This window comes from Bradyrhizobium sp. SEMIA (assembly GCF_014844175.1).
Classification (GTDB): Bacteria; Pseudomonadota; Alphaproteobacteria; order Rhizobiales; family Xanthobacteraceae; genus Bradyrhizobium; species Bradyrhizobium arachidis.
Genome location: NZ_CP046601.1, coordinates 5,723,543 through 5,743,453 on the forward strand (window position 1 = coordinate 5,723,543; position 19,911 = coordinate 5,743,453).

At 58.4% G+C, this 19,911-nt stretch carries 22 protein-coding genes and 1 pseudogene; 14 read left to right on the plus strand and 9 right to left on the minus strand.

Annotated features, from left to right (window positions below):
* Positions 1-4: 4 nt before the first annotated feature.
* Complete coding sequence (locus FOM02_RS27920) at positions 5-1,105, plus strand: PAS domain-containing sensor histidine kinase (RefSeq protein ID WP_265442209.1); 1,101 nt, start codon at positions 5-7, stop codon at positions 1,103-1,105.
* Positions 1,106-1,800: 695 nt separating this feature from the next.
* On the opposite strand, the gene FOM02_RS27925 is transcribed toward FOM02_RS27920, so the two are convergent.
* The 3 genes from FOM02_RS27925 to FOM02_RS27935 all read right to left on the minus strand — a co-directional run bounded on the left by FOM02_RS27925 (position 1,801) and on the right by FOM02_RS27935 (position 3,596).
* Entirely contained in the window at positions 1,801-2,028 is a 228-nt protein-coding gene (locus tag FOM02_RS27925) for a hypothetical protein (protein ID WP_265440263.1), read from the minus strand.
* A 313-nt stretch (positions 2,029-2,341) separates the two neighbouring features.
* Positions 2,342-2,581 carry a hypothetical protein gene (locus FOM02_RS27930; RefSeq protein ID WP_016839771.1) on the minus strand — a complete coding sequence of 80 codons (240 nt, stop codon included), beginning with the start codon at positions 2,579-2,581 and terminating at the stop codon, positions 2,342-2,344.
* 805 nt (positions 2,582-3,386) lie between these two features.
* Positions 3,387-3,596, minus strand: a complete 210-nt coding sequence (locus FOM02_RS27935) for a cold-shock protein (protein ID WP_092226167.1) — start codon at positions 3,594-3,596, stop codon at positions 3,387-3,389.
* Between the two features lie 709 nt (positions 3,597-4,305).
* On the opposite strand from FOM02_RS27935, the gene FOM02_RS27940 reads away from it, so the two are divergent.
* On the plus strand, positions 4,306-4,488 hold the full coding sequence (locus FOM02_RS27940) for a DUF3606 domain-containing protein (protein ID WP_265440265.1): 183 nt from the start codon (positions 4,306-4,308) through the stop codon (positions 4,486-4,488).
* A gap of 115 nt (positions 4,489-4,603) precedes the next feature.
* Here the strand turns inward: FOM02_RS27940 and FOM02_RS27945 are convergent, their stop codons facing one another.
* Complete coding sequence (locus FOM02_RS27945) at positions 4,604-5,599, minus strand: zinc-binding metallopeptidase family protein (RefSeq protein WP_416207713.1); 996 nt, start codon at positions 5,597-5,599, stop codon at positions 4,604-4,606.
* 387 nt (positions 5,600-5,986) lie between these two features.
* Here FOM02_RS27945 and FOM02_RS27950 point away from each other — a divergent pair, with 387 nt between their 5' ends.
* Complete coding sequence (locus FOM02_RS27950) at positions 5,987-6,796, plus strand: transglutaminase-like domain-containing protein (RefSeq protein WP_265440269.1); 810 nt, start codon at positions 5,987-5,989, stop codon at positions 6,794-6,796.
* A 93-nt stretch (positions 6,797-6,889) separates the two neighbouring features.
* Here FOM02_RS27950 and FOM02_RS27955 read toward each other — a convergent pair whose 3' ends face one another.
* The 3 genes from FOM02_RS27955 to FOM02_RS27965 all read right to left on the minus strand — a co-directional run bounded on the left by FOM02_RS27955 (position 6,890) and on the right by FOM02_RS27965 (position 7,870).
* Positions 6,890-7,186, minus strand: a complete 297-nt coding sequence (locus FOM02_RS27955; RefSeq protein WP_322596908.1) for a DUF6894 family protein — start codon at positions 7,184-7,186, stop codon at positions 6,890-6,892.
* A gap of 128 nt (positions 7,187-7,314) precedes the next feature.
* The gene (locus FOM02_RS27960) at positions 7,315-7,611 is read right to left on the minus strand and encodes a hypothetical protein (protein ID WP_265440270.1); all 297 of its coding nucleotides are present in this window, start codon (positions 7,609-7,611) and stop codon (positions 7,315-7,317) included.
* Positions 7,604-7,870: a hypothetical protein gene (locus tag FOM02_RS27965; RefSeq protein ID WP_265440271.1), complete on the minus strand. Its 267-nt coding sequence runs from the start codon at positions 7,868-7,870 to the stop codon at positions 7,604-7,606. Before FOM02_RS27965 ends, FOM02_RS27960 begins: the two co-directional genes overlap by 8 nt.
* A gap of 368 nt (positions 7,871-8,238) precedes the next feature.
* Here FOM02_RS27965 and FOM02_RS27970 point away from each other — a divergent pair, with 368 nt between their 5' ends.
* From FOM02_RS27970 to FOM02_RS28000, 7 genes and pseudogenes are all read left to right on the plus strand, one after another.
* Positions 8,239-8,565, plus strand: a complete 327-nt coding sequence (locus FOM02_RS27970) for a hypothetical protein (RefSeq protein WP_265440272.1) — start codon at positions 8,239-8,241, stop codon at positions 8,563-8,565.
* 1,422 nt (positions 8,566-9,987) lie between these two features.
* Positions 9,988-10,233, plus strand: coding sequence for a hypothetical protein (locus FOM02_RS27980; protein ID WP_265440274.1), 246 nt, complete (start codon positions 9,988-9,990; stop codon positions 10,231-10,233).
* A gap of 261 nt (positions 10,234-10,494) precedes the next feature.
* Positions 10,495-11,259, plus strand: a complete 765-nt coding sequence (locus tag FOM02_RS27985) for a Crp/Fnr family transcriptional regulator (protein WP_265440275.1) — start codon at positions 10,495-10,497, stop codon at positions 11,257-11,259.
* A gap of 15 nt (positions 11,260-11,274) precedes the next feature.
* A complete protein-coding gene (locus tag FOM02_RS47205; RefSeq protein ID WP_416207714.1) occupies positions 11,275-11,496 on the plus strand; it encodes a DUF6894 family protein in 222 nt (73 codons plus the stop codon).
* Between the two features lie 466 nt (positions 11,497-11,962).
* A complete protein-coding gene (locus FOM02_RS27990; RefSeq protein ID WP_322596909.1) occupies positions 11,963-12,205 on the plus strand; it encodes a hypothetical protein in 243 nt (80 codons plus the stop codon).
* Between the two features lie 361 nt (positions 12,206-12,566).
* A pseudogene (locus FOM02_RS27995) lies at positions 12,567-13,543 on the plus strand (IS110 family transposase).
* Between the two features lie 1,020 nt (positions 13,544-14,563).
* Positions 14,564-14,839, plus strand: coding sequence for a hypothetical protein (locus FOM02_RS28000; protein WP_027565093.1), 276 nt, complete (start codon positions 14,564-14,566; stop codon positions 14,837-14,839).
* A gap of 1,758 nt (positions 14,840-16,597) precedes the next feature.
* On the opposite strand, the gene FOM02_RS47210 is transcribed toward FOM02_RS28000, so the two are convergent.
* A complete protein-coding gene (locus tag FOM02_RS47210; RefSeq protein ID WP_416207715.1) occupies positions 16,598-16,765 on the minus strand; it encodes a DUF6894 family protein in 168 nt (55 codons plus the stop codon).
* A 217-nt stretch (positions 16,766-16,982) separates the two neighbouring features.
* Between FOM02_RS47210 and FOM02_RS28010 the strand changes: the two genes are divergently transcribed.
* The gene (locus tag FOM02_RS28010) at positions 16,983-17,195 is read left to right on the plus strand and encodes a hypothetical protein (RefSeq protein ID WP_027565091.1); all 213 of its coding nucleotides are present in this window, start codon (positions 16,983-16,985) and stop codon (positions 17,193-17,195) included.
* 111 nt (positions 17,196-17,306) lie between these two features.
* Positions 17,307-17,603, plus strand: a complete 297-nt coding sequence (locus tag FOM02_RS28015) for a hypothetical protein (RefSeq protein WP_141263470.1) — start codon at positions 17,307-17,309, stop codon at positions 17,601-17,603.
* A 166-nt stretch (positions 17,604-17,769) separates the two neighbouring features.
* Here the strand turns inward: FOM02_RS28015 and FOM02_RS28020 are convergent, their stop codons facing one another.
* Positions 17,770-17,994, minus strand: a complete 225-nt coding sequence (locus tag FOM02_RS28020) for a hypothetical protein (RefSeq protein WP_265440276.1) — start codon at positions 17,992-17,994, stop codon at positions 17,770-17,772.
* Positions 17,995-18,275: 281 nt separating this feature from the next.
* On the opposite strand from FOM02_RS28020, the gene FOM02_RS28025 reads away from it, so the two are divergent.
* Positions 18,276-18,539 (plus strand): hypothetical protein, encoded by a 264-nt coding sequence (locus FOM02_RS28025; protein WP_035730715.1) that lies wholly within the window; start codon positions 18,276-18,278, stop codon positions 18,537-18,539.
* A gap of 424 nt (positions 18,540-18,963) precedes the next feature.
* Entirely contained in the window at positions 18,964-19,647 is a 684-nt protein-coding gene (locus tag FOM02_RS28030; RefSeq protein ID WP_027565087.1) for a helix-turn-helix domain-containing protein, read from the plus strand.
* Positions 19,648-19,911: the final 264 nt, after the last annotated feature.

Below are 19,911 nucleotides of genomic sequence, written 5' to 3' on the forward strand. Positions count from 1 at the left end.
CGACATGGTCGAGAACGCCCCTTGCGGTTACGTTTCGCTGTCGCCTGCCGGCCGGATGGAGTACGTGAATCGAACTTTGACCGGCTGGAGCGGTCATACCGCCGACCAAATGATCGGAAAGCGCTTCAGCGACTTTCTGACGATGGCTGGGCGCATCTACTATGAAACTCACATCGCGCCGCTCCTACGAATGCAGGGTTCGTTCGATGAATTTGCCATCGACGTCATCAAGGCGGACGGGCAGCGGCTCCAGATGATCGCTAACGCAACTGAGCGTCGGGACACGGACGGCAAGCCCCTTTCGATCCGCCTAGCGTTCATTAGAGCAACTGATCGTCGCCGCTATGAACAGGAGCTTCTTCGAGCCCGCGAGGCAGCCAGAACAGGCGAAAGATCTGCCGAGGTCAATTTGCAGCGAGAGCACGAAACGTCAGAGCTCCGAGAGCAGTTCATCGCGGTTCTCGGCCATGACCTGCGTAATCCCCTCGCTTCGATCAGTGCCGGGGTACGTATCCTCGACAGGACAGTCCGGACCGAGAAAGAGCGGCAGGTCATCGCCATGATGCAGACCACGGTCATGCGAATGGCAGGACTGATCGATGACGTGCTTGATTTGGCTCGTGGACGGCTCGGCGGTGGAATTCGGTTGAACCTCGATTTCGGAAAGCCGCTGGAGCCGGTGCTCATGGGCGTCGTGGACGAACTAAGACTGGCCTCGCCAGGTCGGATCATAGAGGCCGAATTCAAGATCGAGCAGCCCGTGAACTGTGACGGCCAAAGGCTTGGACAGATGCTGTCCAACCTCGTCGGGAACGCCCTCACGCACGGATCTTCGAGCAAGCCCGTGATTGTTCACGCAGAAACAAGGGAGCGCGTATTCGAGCTCTGGGTCTCCAACGCCGGCCAGCCGATCCCACAAGCCGCGATGGACAAGCTGTTCGAGCCCTTTTTCCGCGGGAATGCTCATGCCAGCCGCCAGGGGCTCGGACTGGGGCTCTACATCGCTTCGCAGATTGCAAAAGCTCACCGGGGCGAATTGACCGTCAGCTCGACGAGTGAAGAAACCAAGTTCACGTTCACTATGCCGCTTTCGGCAGAAGCTTGACTGCTTCTCTCAGGGAATTTGTCCGCATCAGGAAGATGAGTGCTCGTTCTGTTTGAACGGACAAATGATTCCCCTTGCTAGCTGGCGATGTCGGGCTCTAGGGAGCCATAAGTCGTAGGGCCGACAGCCCGATTACGGTGACAGTTGGTGGGTAACCACCCACATTGTGGAGGACGAGGTTTCTTTTCCGGGCGCTTTCCTGCATGGTACGACATGGCAAAAATCAAAGTGAGCTTCAAACCGGTTCGCAAGTCTGAGGGCGATTGGACTATCGTCGCCGAGTATCCAGGCGCAGAGCATCCAGAAATCACGGGCTTTACGAGCAAAGCCCAGATTGACGATTGGATGAATGGAGAGCGTCGGATCGCTTGGCTCCGATCACAGGGATACGCGAAGTGACTTGATAGCTTCTTCCTCCTGTCGCGCTCGCCTGCCGCTTCCGGCTCACGCCGAAAGTCCGGCGACCACCTCGACTATCCAGCTTCCCTCAACCAAAGCCGCTATTCTCGAGGTGGCGCAGGTTCTCTCGCGGCAAGTAGGCTGCTGAACGGTTGTGGCCTGTGAAGTACTTTCGCGGCCGGAGACCTCAGGTGTTGCTCTAGCAAGAAGAGCTTTCTCAACTCGCTCTCAAATTGGCAGCTGTTGAAGGTGGACCTCGCCTTACAAGGCGATGCGGCCATGATAAGGGGTGCATCCTAGGCAAAGGGCGGTACTTCGACCAGCGTTCCGATCAATCGCAACAACGCTTGCTGTTCGGGCCCCTTCCCGTCTCGCAGGAAATCACCCAACTCGATGTGAGATAGCCGGCCGCCAGAGGGCGCATTGGGCTGGTGGATGATGAAAGCGTAACCGTTTGTCGGCTCCCGTGCGATGAACCATGCGTCGCCATTCGGGCTCCGATAGAGCTCCCGCCGGTCTGACATTTTTCCTCCTTGCGCGGCCGGACAGTGTAGCAGTCCGACGACGCTTGTGATTACTGAAAATACGAAAGCTGATCTTCCGTAACAACGCGCTCGATATTCTTGGATTTGCACCTGATGCGATACCTAACTCGTCCATCAGACTCGATCGGCATGTGCTGTATGATCGTGTAGATCATCTGCGGTTCAGTTGCGGCGCGTCCTTGCGGGCCTTGAGCTTGGTGGCGAACGTCCTCATTCAGCTTGTAGGCATATGGCATAGTTTTTCCTCATCGCTCACGACTCTATCTGGCTCGTTGGTGTCCAGGGCGGCGTCCTAGTCCTCAAGAATGGATTTTGTAGCCTCGAATATCTGTTCCGCTGTGCCCTTGATCGTGCCCTTCGCCCAGGCTTGAAACACGGTGACGTAGGCGTTCTTGTAAGCTGCTTCGTCTGCAGAAAAGTAGACTTCGTCTGTAGCCGTATCCAAGACGAGCGCTCCTGTATCGATGCAAATTTCCTCGATTAGTACCAGGCGTTCTTCTTGCTCGGCCAGATGACGTTTTACGATGCTCATTGAATCTCCTGCTTGGCACCAAGGATAGACGTTCCAGATGTAGCCGCGTCTAGTCAACATGCCGGCGTGGTCGCACTTCGTTGAGCCAGACCGGGGGCAGCCTGTAAACATCGCGCGGCTTGAGGTGCAGCTCCTCGAAAGCCTTTGCTGTTCTTCCCTCAGGGTTGAACCACGAGTTCCGCCGCCCAGCCTTCGAGAACGGCTGCGAGTACCAACGCGGGCGCCTGACTTGGCTCGTGTAAGGTCCGACGATCGTCCGCGGTCACGTCAACGCTAGTAAACAAGTTGCCGAACGACTCTGCGATGAACAATTCCTGCCACAGGCCGGGGTTCGATTTGCGAGGTGAAGTCATCCTTCAGATGAGGAATGTCGAACTGGGCCGACTATCAGCCTGTAGATGGGCACCCAAGCGGTGTTCCATGATTCCATCGTAGCGCCGCAAACGGAGCACTCGAAGCTGGCGATCTGCCGGCTAGGTGCCATCGCCTCGGTTCGGCTATAGACGGCGCCGCACCGACAAGATCGATGATCAGAATCGTGCATACCGATTTATGCACCTGAAAGACGAAACAAGCCACTCCGAAATCATTTGCACGATGAGCTTCGAGGCAGACCTCGGTTCAGCTCAATCGTAACTCAGCGACACAAGGGCCCATCGTCGAAGCGAAGCCACAGACGAGCCCGTTGAATTTCTTTGCCGGATTCAATGAAAAAGCCCCGCTCCCGATGGCTCGGGCGCGGGGCAGGACCACAAGCTCTGCCAGTACATCCGTGGCTGGAGCGACAGGTCTGTCGAGCTGTTATTTAAGCAGCACGAAGATTTTCGGCAGCGGACTTACCGGTACGACGGTCTGCCACGACGTCATAAGACAGCGTCTGACCTTCGCTCAGAGTCCCCATACCGGCGCGTTCGACAGCGCTGATGTGAACGAAGACGTCGTTGCTGCCGTTCGTTGGCTGGATAAAGCCAAAGCCCTTTTGGGTGTTAAACCACTTCACTGTACCCGTATTCATAAGGATTTCCTTTCGCGTGCGCGCAGGACCCGGCGCGCGGAGCTGCGGCCAGTGTCCAATTAGTCGATGTTGGAGAATGTCTGAAACGTGCGCGCCGCAGGATCTGAGGCGAAAGCGGAACAGTTGTTCGGCCAGTATCGATGGCGAGACCATACACCAGCAGTTGAGAAAGTCAAGAATTTCGAGAACCGGCCCATCGCCAAACGCGCGTCGGAAGATGGTTATAGGTGGATGACCCAAACCTGGAAGGGTCCAGGTCTCGCGCCACGGGCCGATATTTCAATGTCGCGACTGGAGAGCCCTTCTGCCAGACGTCAAACGAAAGCCGGGCGGACCCTACTCTACGCGCCCGGAAGGCGAGCGCGCTTAATCTTGTCGGCGGCCTTGAGTTCGTCTCGGATCGAGCCGCAAACGTCCCGGGACCCCAAGCCACCAGCCGGGCTCTTTCGTTCACCATCTCAGCTGTCCCAGATCGAGCGGAGATTGTTGAACGCTGGTGTCGCCAGCGGTTTTGACCCTAACAAACCTAACCCAGCTATCTGCCGCTGACGCTGATATATTCCTGGAACGCGGAACACCGACCTGTGGGAAATGTTGCCTTAAAGGACGCGGAAGCTGCGCGAGGAGCGCGAGGTCAACCTCCGCGGCAGGAACGGCTTAATGCCAGCCCTGGTCACGATCTTCCCATCCCCAATTGCGAGAGAATGCCATGAACAGGTACAAGCCGACCTATTTCCGTAATTCGCTGGATTTGAAAGACAAAGTACAAGTCAAGATTCTTCGCAAGCGACTCAAGCTGTCGGATGAGCAGTTTACTAGCCTCGTTCGCAAGTCTGGCACCGCCATCTCGGCCATCACCAAGGAAGCATCCACTTTAAAGTCAATAAGCTGAGTATTTGCTTCGAGCCGACCTGTTGAGCCACAATGACCATGCCTCCGTGCCAGCGAGATTATTCGAGCCCCCGGAAGCGCGAGCAGATCCGATAGAGCTCCTCGCAATCGACAACCTACCCCGTTTCTCTTGATTCTTTCCGATTTCTAAAAGCCGAAATCGCCATATGGACCAGGTGTAGTTTGCCTTTAACTGCGGGCGAAATGTCGAACGGGTACGCGTCGGCGAGACCCAGTGAACGGTTGAGACGGTTGATCGTCAGTGCGAGCGGGGCCCACAACTCCAAAAGTGCACCAAAATCGCTTTCGAGATAGGGATCGTTAAATGTGTGCTGAGCTCGCGCCTCCAAGGACAGCGGAAGTCCTGCCAACGAATCCAGGGTCGAAACGATATGTAAGAAGTGGGCGAAGGTTTCTGCCCAGTCTTCCCAGGGATGAGATGTCGCATACATGCTGATGTGACTTGTCCGGTCGTCAGGCCGATCTTGACGGGCGTAATAGGCGGTAAGCGCAGCCTGATAATTCTCGGTCTCGTCGCCGAACACCAGCCGAAAGGGCGATAGGAAGCCTCCTTCGTGTATCAGCGCATTCCAGTAGAAGTGGCCTATTTCGTGTCGAAAATGACCAAGAAGGGTGCGATAGGGTTCGCGAAATGAAACGCGCCTGATCTCGCGCTGCACATCGTCGGCCTCCGCAAGGTTAACTGTTATCAGGCCGGATTCGTGCCCGGTCAGGACCGGTCCATGCTCGTCGGACAGAATCTCGAATGCCAGCTGAAATCCACCCGCGGATGCGATGGGTAGGCGGAGCCTTCGCAGGTCGTAGATCAGTCTGCGCTTGGCTTCCTCCACGCGCGTCCACAGGAACACGTTATGGGAATTTTGCGTGGTAGGAATGACCTGGGTCAGGGAGCAGGACAGGCAGTAGGGAGCCGAGGCAACAGCGCACCAATTGCAACCGATGATGTTTCGGTTGACGCATTCCAGGGCGCTTTCTGCGCCAACCATTGCCATGTTCTCAGGATCGAACATCAAGCGCTGCTTACACCGATTGCATTCGGAGTCCTCGAAAGCTGAAAGCTGCCCACAATGAGGACATTTGAACTCTCTCATGATCGGGCACGGTCATTGAGGGCGCCGATCAACGCGCGCTGCTTCTTTAATGCGCGCTTCCTCAGAATGTCAGCGTCGGCTTCACTCACGGTGCGACGCGCGCCCTGACGAGACGCCCTGTCGGACATGGGCTGGGCCAGCCAGTCTTGCACCGGCTGAACCGACATGGGTTTGACTCTGGATCGCATTTTCATCTCTTAGAAAGCTCTCAGTTTGGAATGGGTTCCGGTCAGGTATGGACGGTTGATCCGTCGCAATCGAGCATGCTGCTGGCGATCCCAGCTGCGATGTCATACCATTCGCGCCTGAGCGCTGGCGGCATTCATCGGTGACGAGGCGCAGACAGGTCATGCGACGTTCTCAATCGTCTCATTGGAGCCAAATCCCATGAAAATCCGCGTTGGCTTCGAGATGATCTACGACTTTCCGCAACCGACACCCCTGATTGCGGTTGTCGGCACCCACTTCACGCGGGCATCCGACATTGTCGTGCCCGATCATCTTGTCAGTGAGCCATCAGTACCGATCACGCCCTATCGCGACGGTTTCGGAAATTGGTGTAGCCGTCTTGTTGCGCCCGCCGGCCGCATGCGCCTCACGGCAGACGGCATCGTACGAGATAGCGGTCTAGCCGACCTCATCGTCCCATCAGCGCAGCAACATGCGGTGGAAGATCTTCCTCCGGACACCATCGTCTATTTGCTCGGCAGCCGGTATGTCGAGACCGACCGACTTACCGACGTGGCGTGGAAGTTGTTCGAGAAGACCGCGTCTGGTTGGGCACGGGTCAAGGGCATCTGCGACTTCGTCCATAACCACATCGCTTTCGGCTACGAACACGCCCGCCCTACCAAGACTACCTGGGAAGTGTTCAACGAAGGCAAAGGCGTCTGCCGGGACTATGCACATCTGGCTATTGCGTTCTGCCGCTGCATGAACATTCCCGCGCGCTACTGCACGGGCTATCTCAGTGACATTGGCATGGCACCTCCATATGCCGCCGGCGATTTTGCCGGCTGGTTCGAAGCTTATATCGGCGGGCGCTGGTACACATTCGATCCGCGTAACAACATTCCGCGGATCGGTCGCGTGCTAATCGCGCAGGGCCGCGATGCTGCGGACGTTCCAATCACCCAGACATTTGGCCCCAATACGTTACTCAGCTTCAAGGTTTGGACCGACGAACTCGTCTGTTGAGACGCCGCAGCGCCGAGTTGGGCCATGCAACTGCAGCCACAAGGCGCGGAACAGAATCCCTCACGGTCAAAACGCGCAACGGGGAGAGGTCTGTTACTTGGATTTATTGGCCTCGAAGACCAGTACCGCCTGAAATAAGCGGCCCGCCTCCGTCCGGACCTCGACTGCAACGTCCGGGCGGTCTTCCTGACCCGCCAAATCGCGGGCCAATCCTTTCAACGTGTGAGCCGCCTCCATCTCCGCCTCTCGCTGCGTGGAAAACTCTATTCCATCTTCGTCAGGGTAGAGCTCCTGATCGTCTCTGATATCGAAGAAATATCGGATCATCATGAGCGCCCTTTTAGAGAATGTCGGCGCCAGGGCGAGAGGATTCGAAGGCATGTCCGGCATTCGCAGGTCAACTTCGCGGCTCGCTCCAGTTCCGCAATCGGGACCCAGGACGGCGTGCCACCAATCACAATCCGTGGCCCTGCTTCCCGGTCGAGCCGAGCCGAGAATGGAAGCGGCCGACGCTCGCCTCAGCTCTCGCCCGACAGCCGGGCGAAATCGTCGAGCAGCGCTGCCACTAGTGCGCGATGGCGCGTATCCTCGGCAGGCCGACTTGCAGCATAGAGGTTGAGCAGATGGCGTGCCTTCACAGCTGCCTCCGGCCAGGACGCGGCAGGAACGGTCATCATGCGGTTTTCGAGGTCAGCCTCGCGAACACGCACCTCGCGAAGATTGGCCTCGACGTCAGCCAAGGCGCGCCGCAGGTCGGTGGCCTTCTGCGCGGCCATGCCGCGGCACTTGTCGAGATCGACCGGCAGGTCAGTCATGGACGATACTCGCATCCGCAGCCTGTGCGTTCGCAAGATCGATCGAGCCGATCGACAACATCTCGGTCGTTCCGAAGCCGGTTTCAGCGGGCACGGTGATCATTGTCGCAATACGGCGATAGGCTGAGAACGTCAGCCCCTCGATCATCTCCTCATCCGTGACGACCTCATAAGCGCCCGGTGGCAAGACGCGCTCGATGCCGCGGATGCGGAACGGATGTTTGAAGGTAACGGTTTCTCGCCGCGAACGGATGGTCATGCACGCTGCCTTTCGCAAGTGAAGCCCCAACCGATGCTGGCAGCCAAGACCATGCGCCGCTCGCGCGCCAATAGCCAGCACTATTGTCTCCTGCCCGCAGATGAAGTTGTCACAGCGGAGCCGGCACCCGCGCGGCACTTATCCCTCGCTATTGGTTCAGCACTGGCGTAGGGTCGCTGGCATCACCGCAATTCTAACGGCTTCGACCGGTGACTGAGGGTCACGTGTGCTCCCGCCAAAGGCCTTGCAGGAGCGTTCGATGTCGCGTGGTCGCATCTCTGACTGGATCGTGCCGCCGGTGATTGTTCCGCTGTTCCTTCTGCTTCTTGTGTGCGCGGCCGCTATCTTCAATGGTTAGGCCAACGCGCGTGTTGTATCTCGTCGGTGGTACCAACGAATATGGCGGCTCCAATATCGGCCGCGGCATGGCGAAGGTCGCATTGCGACTTGCGCGAAAATTGCTGCGCGAAGGCTACATGGACGTCAGAGTCTGCACTCCCCGCGGACGAGTGTTGCAGCCAAACGAACTCGACGAACTCGAACCATCACAGGAGAGTGATATGGCGAAGGGCCAGCAACGCGGCAATCGGGAAGCCAAGAAGCCGAAGAAGGAAAAGGCAAAAGTGATCGCGGCGGCGCCGAGCCGAAAGGATGCCGCTTGGCAGCCTGATTTGGGGCCCGCAAAGAAGAGGTAGCCGGGACCTGACACCTGGCTAGAAGAATCGGAAAAGGTGGTGTGGCCCCAGGTAAGCCGCTTTCGAACACGGGCCCGGCAAAAACCGATCGAGCCGACATCAAATAGAAGGGCGTTCAGCATGACAATGGCTCGAACAGGTCTTTGTACGGCCGCGCTTTTCCTCGCGTCAGTATTCGGTACAGCACCAGCGGCTTTTGCGGCGGAGCCGAATTGCCGTTCAATCGAGAGCACCAGCGCGCGCCTGTCCTGTTACGACGCAGCCTTTCCTCCAAAAGCGAGGAAGCCCTCCGCGAGCAGTACCGACTCATCCTCGCTCGATAAGGATCCTTTCCTTGCGGAAGAAGCTCGCACCGCAGCGAAGCTAAAAAACATTTGCCGTGGTTGCTGAGTCTCACGGCTGCCGTTGCGTTCCAAATAGCTCCAACTCAGGGAGTCAGTAGAATGACGCAAGAGGATGTTAAAGGTCGTCGCGTGGGCCGGCAGCGCAAGCGTGCTCTCCACCTCGCTGGCACTGCGATAGATGAAAGAGCCGACGCCTCCGCGAGCTCCAAGGTCCAATCGACGAGAAAGCAGCGATTGCTTGACGGACCTGCGGAATTTCGAGCGGACCGCGTTGATCGGTCTGATAAGAGGTCCAGAGGCGAGGAGTAATTGAGGCGACTGCGAAACCCTGGGCCAGTTTGCGGATCCTGTGCGAGGAAATAAAACAAAGCGCTGGCTATGTCGCAGATAAAGGCGCACGATCCCGCCGCCACCGAGTGGCCCGTAGCATCTATCGGTGGTGTGGACGCGAATAGCGCTCCCGCTCAACCCGACCGCGAGCACCACATGTCGGCCCGACCTATCCTGAAACAATCATCAACCTTCGAGTACCGTCTCGCACAAGAGGCGATTAATTTGCGCCAACAGGCCAGCGGGATGCCCCCTGGCATCCGCCGCACGGAACTCTTGCGAAAGGCTAGGCAAATCGATGTTGCAGGGGAGGTTAACAAGTGGCTGACCTCGCCGGGTCTACAACCACCAATCTGAGCTTTTTCGGCAAAGCGGTGAACCTCGGCACGTCGCTGGACACTCATTCTCATCGGGATTTACTCTCACCCTCCCGGGGCTGGTAAGCCGCCGCCTGCGCTTTATTTAAGCGGGCGGCGTTTTTTTGTGGTGTCGCAGTTTAGTCCTTCCAAAAAACCAGTTGAGACCTGTGCGGCGGGCTACCTGCAAAGCCCCTGATAGGAACGACTCTCCGCTTCGAAATTTGGAAAGTTGGTCTGTGGCAGATACCGGCCTAAGGTCCCGCCATCCACCCGGGACGGCCCATTGTCTGACGCGCGTTTGGCGATGGGCCGGTTCTCGCAACGCCGCTAGCCGTAACCGGCTCAGCCGCTTAGTTCGAGGAGTGGGCCGGTAGCGGGATCAATTTGCTATGGCAGAGTCATTCGGCAATTCGTTTACGCTCGTTGAAGTGACCTCGGACGACGGGGTTGTGCCAACGAAGCAGATGTGGCTCGCCTTCGCCAAGCCAAGTCAGGCGCTGACGCTAGTTCTTGCGGCCGTTCCCGAAGGCTGGACGGCGGACATCGTACCGGCGGCTCTCGACGAAAAGCAGCAAAGGCTATTTGACGAACTCAACCTAAAACCCGGTGAGATATACAAGCTCGCCCCAGAGTGAGCCGCCTTCCAGGCGGCCGCTCTAAGCTGCCTTCTGGCGGGATGGTTGCACCGCGGGGGTGTGGCATGCGTCCAGAGCTTTATTGTGTAGGAACGTACTACCCTTTCGTGTATTACAAAGACACGTGCCTTGGGTGGTTGAGTGCCACCCACCTTCCTGAACATCGGTTCTGCGTCAGCAATCTGGCGTTTCGCCGCACTATGCGGCCTTTCAGCGACTTAGGTTCGTCGCTCCGAGGTTCTTCAACCCGGCCTCAAGTCGATGGTCTTGGACTTCGCCATCGCACGGTCCACCATGCATCCTACCGAAATGCTAATCCGCAGATTGCGGGTCGACACCCATCTTTCCGACGATGACGCCAAAGCTATTCATTCCCTCAAGGTGGAGACCAGAGTCGTTCCTGCGGACACCTATCTTGTCTCGGAAGGGGATCGTCCCAGCCATTGCTGTCTGATCATCAAGGGCTTCGCATGCCGCTCCAAGGTCGCTAACAATGGAAAACGGCAGATCCTTTCCTTTCATATCCCAAGCGACATCCCGGATCTTCAGAGCCTGTTTTTGAAAACGATGGATCATGACCTCGCAACAATGTCTCCAGCAACGGTGGGCTTCATCTCTCATTCGGCGCTGGAGCACCTGGTCCGAACCCACCCCTTGATCGCCTGCGCGCTCTGGCGGGAAACACTGGTAGACGCTGCTATCTTTCGCGAATGGATCGTCAACATGGGGGTGCGACCGGCCGCCGCACGTATGGCGCACCTTCTTGCCGAGTTGCGGCAACGGATGGCCGCGGTCGGACTGACGAACGGAGAAGAGTTCGAGTTTCCGGTGACGCAAACCGAGCTAGGGGAAGCGCTCGGATTAAGCACGGTGCACGTCAACAGAGTGTTGCAGGCGTTCCGTGCAGAGCGGGTTCTCGACTTGCAAAAGAACTTTGTGACCATCGAGGATTATGAGAAGGTCGTCCAAGCGTCGGGCTTTGACGAGAGCTATCTATACCTGACTAGGAACGTTCCTTCCTCCTGAGAGCCTCGGTTTGGAATGCGCTTCTATTTTTCTCAACCTGGGAACCCTCCTGATGAAGAGGGGGTCGAATTCGTAGACGCTGACGCGGCTGTCAAAGAGGCCGCGCTGACTGCGCTTTTGCTCGCCCGTGACCAGCAGGATCTGACGGATCCACTCACTCTGACGGTCTCGTCCGACGATGGGACGATTGGCACCGTGACCGTGAAGGTTTCCATCGCCCGATCGCCTACGCGGTGAGTCTGCTGTTGATGCTGTGGACGGCTCCTCCACTGGCACGAGAGTGCCAAGGAGTGGGCGCCGTTTGAGGCTCCCACGACAATCTCACACCAGAACTCAGCTGCCGATGAAGAAACGCGAGGTACACTTTCGGTCTCCGCTTGGTGACAGAGTTCGTAGCTTGTCACCGTAGCTACTTCGCGCGACCCTCAGGTCGCCCTCAGAAAATCGTAGAAGGTTCAAACCCTTGGCTATTGTCGTTTGGAGGAGTGGATATCCGCTGAATCTTGATGACGTGGGATGTACCGCCGCTAAGTCTGCTTTGCTCCAAGACCGGTAACGATGGCCACGTCGCCTTTTGACCCTTAGCGGACCTGCTCTCCCCCTCGCGTAGCCAGAACCGAGCTCCGATATCCTTTGATCTATATCAACCGCCGCGGGAATCGCTTGGCTTTGATCGCCGGAGCCTAAAGATCCGATCCAAAATATGCGCGAGGTGCTTTACGGCGGCCGACATCCTTGCGCTCGCGACTCTTGCCGCCTGTACGATACCGACGCCAAACAGTCGGCGAAGAGCCGGGTGCGTGTGCTCAACATACTGGCGGAGGGCAGGACGCGCCTGCTCGCCTATCATTTCGCTTGGCCGGGGATCGGCCACGCGGCGAAGCAGGGCGATGGCTTCCGCTATTATCCGGAGGAAATGACGCTGATCCCATTGAGCCCAACCTGATGGTCGGGATTTTGCCAGACAGCGAGGGGTCCCGCGCAGCCGGGACCCTGGCGTTGCAGGCAGAACGGCCGCGGTTTATCGATTGCGCACCGTGCTCTCCCTCAAGCCATCTACCCGCGTCTTGCTTCCCCTGAGTACGTTATCCGGAACGCCACCGGCGGCTTGTTTTTGGGACCTTTGTCCGTTGGCGCATCGACGTCTGTTGTTAGCTGCGGTGCATGAGTCCGGTCGTGGCCCGTAGCGACCTTCGCGGGATATCCGCTGAGGTCCGCTTGTGATGCTGTGGACGGCTCCTCCACGGGCACGAGAGTGCCAAGGAGTGGGCGCCGTTTGAGGCTCCCACGATTCGGAGGAGCAGCCTATGCAGTCAATTTCGACGATTGGTCTGGATATCGCGAAGTCGGTCTTTCAAGTGCATGGTGTCGATGCAGCCGGTCAGGTGGCGATCCGCCGCCAGCTCAAGCGCCGTTTCGTGCTTTCCTTCTTCGAGAAGTTGCCGCCGTGCCTGGTGGGGATCGAGGCTTGCGCGTCATCCCATTACTGGTCCCGCGAACTGCAGGCGTTGGGGCATACGGTGCGGTTGATGCCTCCGGCCTATGTGAAGCCCTACGTCAAGCGGCAGAAGAACGACACCACCGATGCGGAGGCGATTTGCGAGGGGGTCACGAGACCCAACATGCAGTTCGTGCCGACCAAGACGGTCGAGCAACAGAGCGGCTTGATGCTTCATCGCGCGCGCCATCTCTTCATCCGCCAGCAGACTGCGGTCATCAATTCAATCCGCGCCTATCTTGCCGAGTTCGGGATTGTCGCTCCCGTCGGGCGCCGGGGTGTCGAGCAATTGCTGGAAGTCGTCGCCGATACAGCCGACCGCCGGCTCCCGGAGGTGGCCCGCGCATGTCTTGCGGCTCTCGGCAGTCAATTGCGGGTGCTGAAGGCCCACATCCTGGAGTTCGACCGGCGCATCATCGCCTGGCATCGATCAAGCGCGACGAGCAAACGGCTGGACGTGATCCCTGGCGTCGGGCCGGCGCTGGCGACAGCGCTGGTCGCGAGCGTTGCCAAGGCCTTCCGATCGGGTCGAGATTTCTCGGCCTGGGTTGGACCGTGCCGAAGCAGAATTCGAGCGGGGGCAAGGATAAGCTTGGCAGTATCAGCAAACAAGGTGATCGCTATTTGCGCAGCTTGTTCACGGCTGGCGCGCTCGCGGTGATCCGCTATGCCAAGATCCATGGCACGGGGCATCGGCCTTGGCTTACGGGACTGCTGACGCGTCGACCGACCAAGGTTGCTGCGATCGCGCTCGCCAACAAGATCGCCCGCATGGCACTGCGTTGAGCAAATCGACGACGAAATCACCGTTTCCGTCGCGAGCGTTGTCGGCGTTCATTTCCAAGTGACGGCGGATCAAGCGCTTGAGCTGTCGCGGGCCTTGGCCGTTGCCGCAGACAATGCGGTGAAATCGCGCGTGTCGGTCGAGGCGTAGTGGGCTGAGTAGCCGCTAGACGGCGGAAGTGGCGACCTTACCGTACTCCTGCAATCACACGGAAACGAGGAGCCGCCAGTTTGTCAGGCGGGACGCGAGCTGGCGTGAACGTTGTATCGGTCCGCTGAGCGCGTTTGCAGTTCGGGCAGAGAAAGAGGTGGGCGATTAACGGATCCGGAGTGTCTCGCACCAACTCCGAGCGAAACCATCTCATGGTGATCCGGCAATTCGGACGGTCCGGGGCTCCGAGCTGCCCCAGCGCATTCTTCAGCCGATCCATCGCCGCCCCCCCCCCTGATCGGGAAATAGTAGCAGGTCCCTTTGGATCGCAACGCGTCAAATGATACACAAGGGCAAACTAGGGGACGGAAAAAAGTAGCTACCACGGCGCCGAATGATGAGCAGCAACATTAAGACCGCCTGATGCCCGGCCGGCGTGGCATTTGGGAGTGTAGGCTGGAGCCGCTGCGCTCGGGTTGCACGAAGCAGACGCGAGCCTAGGCAGAGGCCGAAGGCGGCTCTGTTCGCTTTCGCACAGTTCTGTTGCCTATTTTCCCGAATTGACTCACATGGGTCAATTGCAATCCGGGAACGAGCGGCGCCCACTCACCAAGTCTCCAGGTGATTAGAGGTTATGGTGACTGAAAGTGTGCCGCCGAACAGATTTCTCATTCGCATGGGAGGCATTGGTTGGATGGTTTACGATCGAGAGCGCCGAGGTCCAGCACTGATCGGCGCCGACTGGGCAGCCAATTTGACGAGGGAGCAGGCGGAGCGAGCGTACGAAATCCTCGTTGGCTCAGCAGAAGACTCTGAATAGGTTCTTGCCGGCCAGCTTGTGCTGCTAGGTTAGTGCGGAGAGGAGCGCTGAGTTGAAATTGACTGATGAACGTGCCTTCGCCGACCCGGAAATCGCCGCCCGCAAGCTAGTCGAACTGGCCTCGATCATCGAGACCGACCAGGACGGCCGCATCCATGTTGAGAAGATCAACGCGCCCTTTCTCTACACCCTGAAAGGGACTGGCGCAGAATTTGGTGCCGGCATCCGATACGCGGTGGAACAAGGATGGCTGGAGCTGCATGAGGGAACTTACGTGCGGCTTCTAAAGGGGGGCGCCCCTGATTTGCAGCAAAGGCCCAACCACTGAGGCGGCCTTAGTCTGGATCGATCCTGTAAACGTCGCCCGGATTGAGGCTTAGCTTCTCGAATGTCCTTTGCTGCCTTTCCGTAAGGACCGCTGGAATAACTTCCGCCGTCCAACCTTCGGGAACGGCGGCCAGGACCAGCGTCAACGCCTGCCTAGGTTTAGCTAAAGCAAGCCACATCTGCTTCGTTGGCGGCGCGTCGTCTGAGGCCACCTCAACGATAGTGAATGAATTGCCGAACGACTCCGCCATCGCGGCTAATGCAATAGAGTGTCGCTAGTTGCTGTTTGTGGGTAGTCGAACTGGGCCAGCTATCAACCGATATGTGGGCACCCAAGCGGTGTTCCACGTTTCCATCGTCGCGCCACAAACCGAGCAGTCGAAGCTGGCTATTTCCCGCGAAGGGGTCATCGCCTCAGTGCGGCTGTAAACAGCACCGCACAGACAGGACCGATGATGAGATTCTGGCATGCGCCTTTATGCGCCAGAAAAACAAAACAGGCTACCAGCCAATTCTAACTAGGCCATCGGGGGCGGCCCGCCAGCGCGACCCGGCAGCAATGTTGCACAGTTGGTCCAACTATTCCTTGCGAATCATCGGCCACGATCCGGAAAAATTGGCAACGCGCACCTGTTTGAAGGGCTGTGCCGAGCGGCCTCACGGGTCCGAGCCAGTTCCGGAACTGCTTGAGTGTTCCGTCTGTGAATACACGCCAGAGCAGGAGTGATTTATCTGTTCTGGGGCCTGGGGAACAACGCCCCCCCCCAGAGGCCGCGGTGGCACCCGCCGCCCCTACACTCGATAACGGGTTGGTGAATGAAACATCTTTCTCCCCGATCGAAGCAATCCGGAAACAGACGGGGGCCACTCTCCCCATGAGGAGCTTTCACGGAGAGACCTCAGATGATTGCACTTCAAGGAATTGCGGCCGTCCTCGGTGCCGGATTGTTCTGCTGGATTTATTCACCCGAACTCGGCGCCGATGTGGTGCTTGCCATCGTTGCCTGCCTCGCCTGAATGGAGCTCCGCTGGACAACTGCAGCAGGTCGATGGCCGGATGTTCGAATGGCCAGCCTAGCTTGCGATTGTTCCGAGCCGCAAGCAATCGATAATTTGCAAGCTACTTACGACGCAGCTTTGATGGCGGCATGCCGCGCCCGATCCGACGCCACGCTCCTACGCACGCCAACGGCCGGCCGCTCAAGATCACGTTCGGCGAGATGCGCGAGATAGGCTTGGGCGGCGTCCTGGTCTACTGCCGTTGCGGGCACCACGTTGCGCTGCAGATCGCTGGCCGGACGAGATGCGACCGTCCGATCTCGAGCCGTGGTTCGTCTGTCAGGGGTGCGGCAGCCGCGGCGCCGACGTACGGCCGGACTTCGAGCGCAGTGACGGGCGGCGCGCAATCATGGGGGTACCGTGCGGAGCATGGAGGAACAAACGGCGCGACATGAGCTTGAGTCTCGCCGGCTCGCCACGGGCTGGCGAAGCGGCCCCGGCCTTTACCGCCCCAAGCCCCCTGAAGCCGGGGCCGCGTTTCCATCCTGTGGGATGCCGCCAAGCCAACCGAGGCAACCTTACTTCGACACGATGATCTTCCTGGACCGCCGTAGCGCCGCCTCGCTCTCGCCCAGCGTTTAAAAGCTGCGTTCCATAGTTTCAGGGTGGTGCCGGGGGAATGAGTCCGTGGCCTGCTCCCTGAGTTCTCGATACCGTTCGGCCTCAGCCCTCTTCAGGCGTCATGAACATTGAGAGGAGTCTATTGGCTCCTCAGGCGCTCTATCTCAACTGTGAACCGCACCTGCATGAGCGGCCCGGCATCGTCGCGCACCTCGATTGAAGCCTCGGAAGGCTTGATTGGCAATTGGAAATTCTCCGCTGCTGCATCGGCCATTGTCCGCGCAGCCTCTCGCTCCACAGCGTCCATGTTAAACAACTCTGGGATCCAGAACGATCGGCCGCAGGCGCCGCTCTGGAACAGCTCCTGCGGCCGGGGCCGCGACGTTCCGCACGATCGGCGCGACAGGCCAATTTGCCAGCACAGAGGTCCACCAGCGTGAACCGGCGAGGTGCGGCAATGAGCACCCCGCAGTGTCTCGCCGTTCTTAGGAACACTCCCTCAAACCGATGCTTGAGCGATTATCATGTTGGTTCTATCGCCAGAGGTACGTAGGATTCTGCGGCGGGCCCGGCTCTACGGCTACCTGATCGAGCGAAACGGCCAGATCTATCAGTTGGCCGCCTTTCATCCAGTTTGCACGAAAGCGTTTGCACTCAGGTTGGTCGAGGGCGGCTGGCTGACGAAGAACGGCGATCGATACGAGCTGACTACCCAGGGGCGTGAAGCGCCGGACTGAATTCCGGCGGCAGCCAACAGGCAGTGAACTCGGGCGTCTATTCTTTTCGGTACGGGTGATTAACGGAGTACAGGCGCGCGAGCGTGAACCCGCGGCTAAGGAGTAGAGATATTGGCGGAGACTGCATGGCTATCGCCGGTCGCAATGCTGAAGTTGCCCCACTGGCTGATGATCGCAGGGGCGTTTCTTGTGGTCGCCGGCTTTATTGGTGTTCTCGTCGGCGCAAAGAAAACAAAGAACACGGTCTACGTGAATACACATCCCGACGCTGCTGCCGACACGCCGCGCCGGCAGATGGCGCCTTTGCCAAAGCTTCTCGATTCTAAAAGAAGCCCCCGCAAGGACGACGACGGCAGGACATTAAGAGAGCAAGGCCCTAGCGTGAAGCGGCGCAGCAGAGGCACATAAAAACGGCTCCAGTCTTGGGGGGCCGGAGCCGCTATTTCCAGTCTTCTGACCACGGAGTCGGGGACGGGCGGCCAGAAGCGAACGGTAAACCCTTGGACCTGGAGATCGGTTCCTCGGCCGGTCAACAGGGAAGCGAAGGCCCGCCCAGGCCGTCAATTGAGGCGGCTCAACGCGCGCGTCGTTCTTCATCCTCGATAGCGGCGAGCATATCGTACTGCTTGGCCAGTCCTATGAGGCTCTTCGCGATGTTCCTAAGTACGGTGGCGGTTCGTGGAGTGACGCCGGAAACGTCTGCCTTCCTCCGATAATCCAACGCTAACTTCCGGCATTCTTCGGCAGTCAGCATTCCAAGCCCCGTGCGCATCGAACTGAGATTGGCGATGTACTGCAACGGATGACTCAGGAAAGTTCACAAATGAACTTAGGGCATCTCAGTTCAAGGCTCACCAGCGTGAACCGGCGGCCCTGCTCTCGTCACCGGCCAGCCGGCGGGCGTGCGCCCTACTTTGAAGCTTGCTGAAATCAAGGGGCCGCAGCGATCGAGTTCGCAGCCTTCTTCGCCGAGGCCTCGACCGAGAAGAACCGCTGCTCGCAGCCAGCTGGTGGCCTTGCGTACCACCAAGATATCCGCCACTAACCCGCTTTCATTGGCCGGGGGAGCGCTGATTGAAGATGACTGGAGAACGTCCCTACTCTGACCCAGGAGCCGCGGCGCGCAAGCTGGTGGAAATCGCCGCTACCACGCCTGCCGTGCAGGACGGCCGGATCTACATCGAGCGGATCAACGCGCAATTCGTGGCCCTCTTGAAGGGCAGTCGTGGCCATCCGGAGTTCGGGAACGGCCTCCGATATGCAATCGAGCGAGGCTGGCTCGAGCTTCACGAGAGCGGAACTTACGCCAGGTTGCTCAACAAAGACGGAGCGCGGCCTCTCTGAAGCGACATGTCAGCTTACCCCCGACAGCGGCGTAGGAGCTGACATTGCACGAGGTCCGAGAAGGGCAGAAGCAGACCTCAGCCGAACCGGATAGTAAAAGTCCGGGCTTTTGATCTAGCTCAAAAGAACTGACCGGCGCTCCAGCAGCATGCCGGTATGAAGGCCGCCCGCAGCCCAAAGGTACGCAGGCGCCGACTTGGTCGTAGCGCGAGCAGGACCGAGGAAGCTCTGCGCGTGATTTCCGAGTACGCGAAGGAGTTGCGGAGACTAATTGAGAAGCTTCGGCGGCGTCTAAATTGAGGGAGAAACCGCTCATTCCGCGCCTGAATTCCCCTGTACCTTGGTACAATGTTCCTTAGTACAGGCGCCAATTACGCTCCTACTGGCAACTACGGTTCTACTGGAAAGTGCGATGGAGCGACCCATGTTTCTGCGCACCACTCGAAACAGTAAGCCCCACATCAATACGCTCGGCGACTTCGGTATAGCGAGCCATTCAGGCGCCGCGGTAAGCCTGAACGAAATCACCTATAGAAAAGGCACGGAAGTTTACGGCGAAAAGGAGCCGGCCGAATACGTCTATCAAGTTAAAAAAGGCGCCGTGCGAACATACAAGCTGCTCTCCGATGGCCGACGGCAGATTGGCGCGTTTCACTTGGTGGGAGATATTTTTGGTCTCGCCGATGACGATGCCCACCGGTTCACTGCGGAAGCAATCATTGAGACCACACTGCGGTTGATCAAGCGTCAGACGTTGGAGACGGTCGCCGAGACCAACAACCTCATAATTCGCGAACTCCTCAGCATGGCTACGCTGAATTTGAAGCACGTCGAGGACCATATGTTGCTCTTGGGTCGCAAAGACTCAATTGAAAGGGTGGCCGCTTTTCTCGTGGAAATGGACGAACGCGTAGCTTCGCAAGTTATGGCTCTCCCGATGACGCGACGGGATATCGCCGATTATCTCGGACTGACGCTAGAGACTGTATCTCGCGCCTTGTCCAAAATGCGCCGTGTGGGACTACTCGACTTCGTGGGCTCGACGCAGCGTAAAATCATTATCCTGGATCGGGCGAGACTTCGCGCAGCTGATTTCCAGCGTCAGTGAGTCGCCCGTCCGCTGCCGCGAGCAACCGGCATACTCTGATTGAGCAGAAAATATCTGCTTAGACCCGGGAAGCGGACCGCCCTAGGACACCGACTGAAGTGAAACAAAAACGCCGCCCGCTTGAAAATCAGCGCAGGCGGCGGCATTCCAGCCCCGGGAGGGAGATTGTAAAATCCAATCTTATATGTCTGGCTGGGGCGCTCCAACGTTCAACGCGACACCCGCGGAGGGGGATCAAGACACCAGATGTCGCCGGACTTCGCC

Excerpts from the sequence above, each read along its gene's own strand:
- FOM02_RS27980 (WP_265440274.1), top strand. The coding sequence starts at position 9,988 with ATGGCAGAGTCATTCGGCAATTCGTTTACGCTCGTTGAAGTGACCTCG.
- FOM02_RS27945 (WP_416207713.1), bottom strand. The coding sequence starts at position 5,599 with ATGAGAGAGTTCAAATGTCCTCATTGTGGGCAGCTTTCAGCTTTCGAG.
- FOM02_RS27960 (WP_265440270.1), bottom strand. The coding sequence starts at position 7,611 with ATGACTGACCTGCCGGTCGATCTCGACAAGTGCCGCGGCATGGCCGCG.
- FOM02_RS47205 (WP_416207714.1), top strand. The coding sequence starts at position 11,275 with ATGCGCTTCTATTTTTCTCAACCTGGGAACCCTCCTGATGAAGAGGGG.
- FOM02_RS28025 (WP_035730715.1), top strand. The coding sequence starts at position 18,276 with ATGACTGGAGAACGTCCCTACTCTGACCCAGGAGCCGCGGCGCGCAAG.
- FOM02_RS27955 (WP_322596908.1), bottom strand. The coding sequence starts at position 7,186 with ATGCCGGACATGCCTTCGAATCCTCTCGCCCTGGCGCCGACATTCTCT.
- FOM02_RS27930 (WP_016839771.1), bottom strand. The coding sequence starts at position 2,581 with ATGAGCATCGTAAAACGTCATCTGGCCGAGCAAGAAGAACGCCTGGTA.
- FOM02_RS28030 (WP_027565087.1), top strand. The coding sequence starts at position 18,964 with ATGTTTCTGCGCACCACTCGAAACAGTAAGCCCCACATCAATACGCTC.
- FOM02_RS27935 (WP_092226167.1), bottom strand. The coding sequence starts at position 3,596 with ATGAATACGGGTACAGTGAAGTGGTTTAACACCCAAAAGGGCTTTGGC.
- FOM02_RS27950 (WP_265440269.1), top strand. The coding sequence starts at position 5,987 with ATGAAAATCCGCGTTGGCTTCGAGATGATCTACGACTTTCCGCAACCG.
- FOM02_RS27985 (WP_265440275.1), top strand. The coding sequence starts at position 10,495 with ATGGTCTTGGACTTCGCCATCGCACGGTCCACCATGCATCCTACCGAA.
- FOM02_RS27925 (WP_265440263.1), bottom strand. The coding sequence starts at position 2,028 with ATGTCAGACCGGCGGGAGCTCTATCGGAGCCCGAATGGCGACGCATGG.
- FOM02_RS27990 (WP_322596909.1), top strand. The coding sequence starts at position 11,963 with ATGCGCGAGGTGCTTTACGGCGGCCGACATCCTTGCGCTCGCGACTCT.
- FOM02_RS27965 (WP_265440271.1), bottom strand. The coding sequence starts at position 7,870 with ATGACCATCCGTTCGCGGCGAGAAACCGTTACCTTCAAACATCCGTTC.
- FOM02_RS28010 (WP_027565091.1), top strand. The coding sequence starts at position 16,983 with ATGTTGGTTCTATCGCCAGAGGTACGTAGGATTCTGCGGCGGGCCCGG.
- FOM02_RS27940 (WP_265440265.1), top strand. The coding sequence starts at position 4,306 with ATGAACAGGTACAAGCCGACCTATTTCCGTAATTCGCTGGATTTGAAA.
- FOM02_RS27920 (WP_265442209.1), top strand. The coding sequence starts at position 5 with ATGGTCGAGAACGCCCCTTGCGGTTACGTTTCGCTGTCGCCTGCCGGC.
- FOM02_RS47210 (WP_416207715.1), bottom strand. The coding sequence starts at position 16,765 with ATGGACGCTGTGGAGCGAGAGGCTGCGCGGACAATGGCCGATGCAGCA.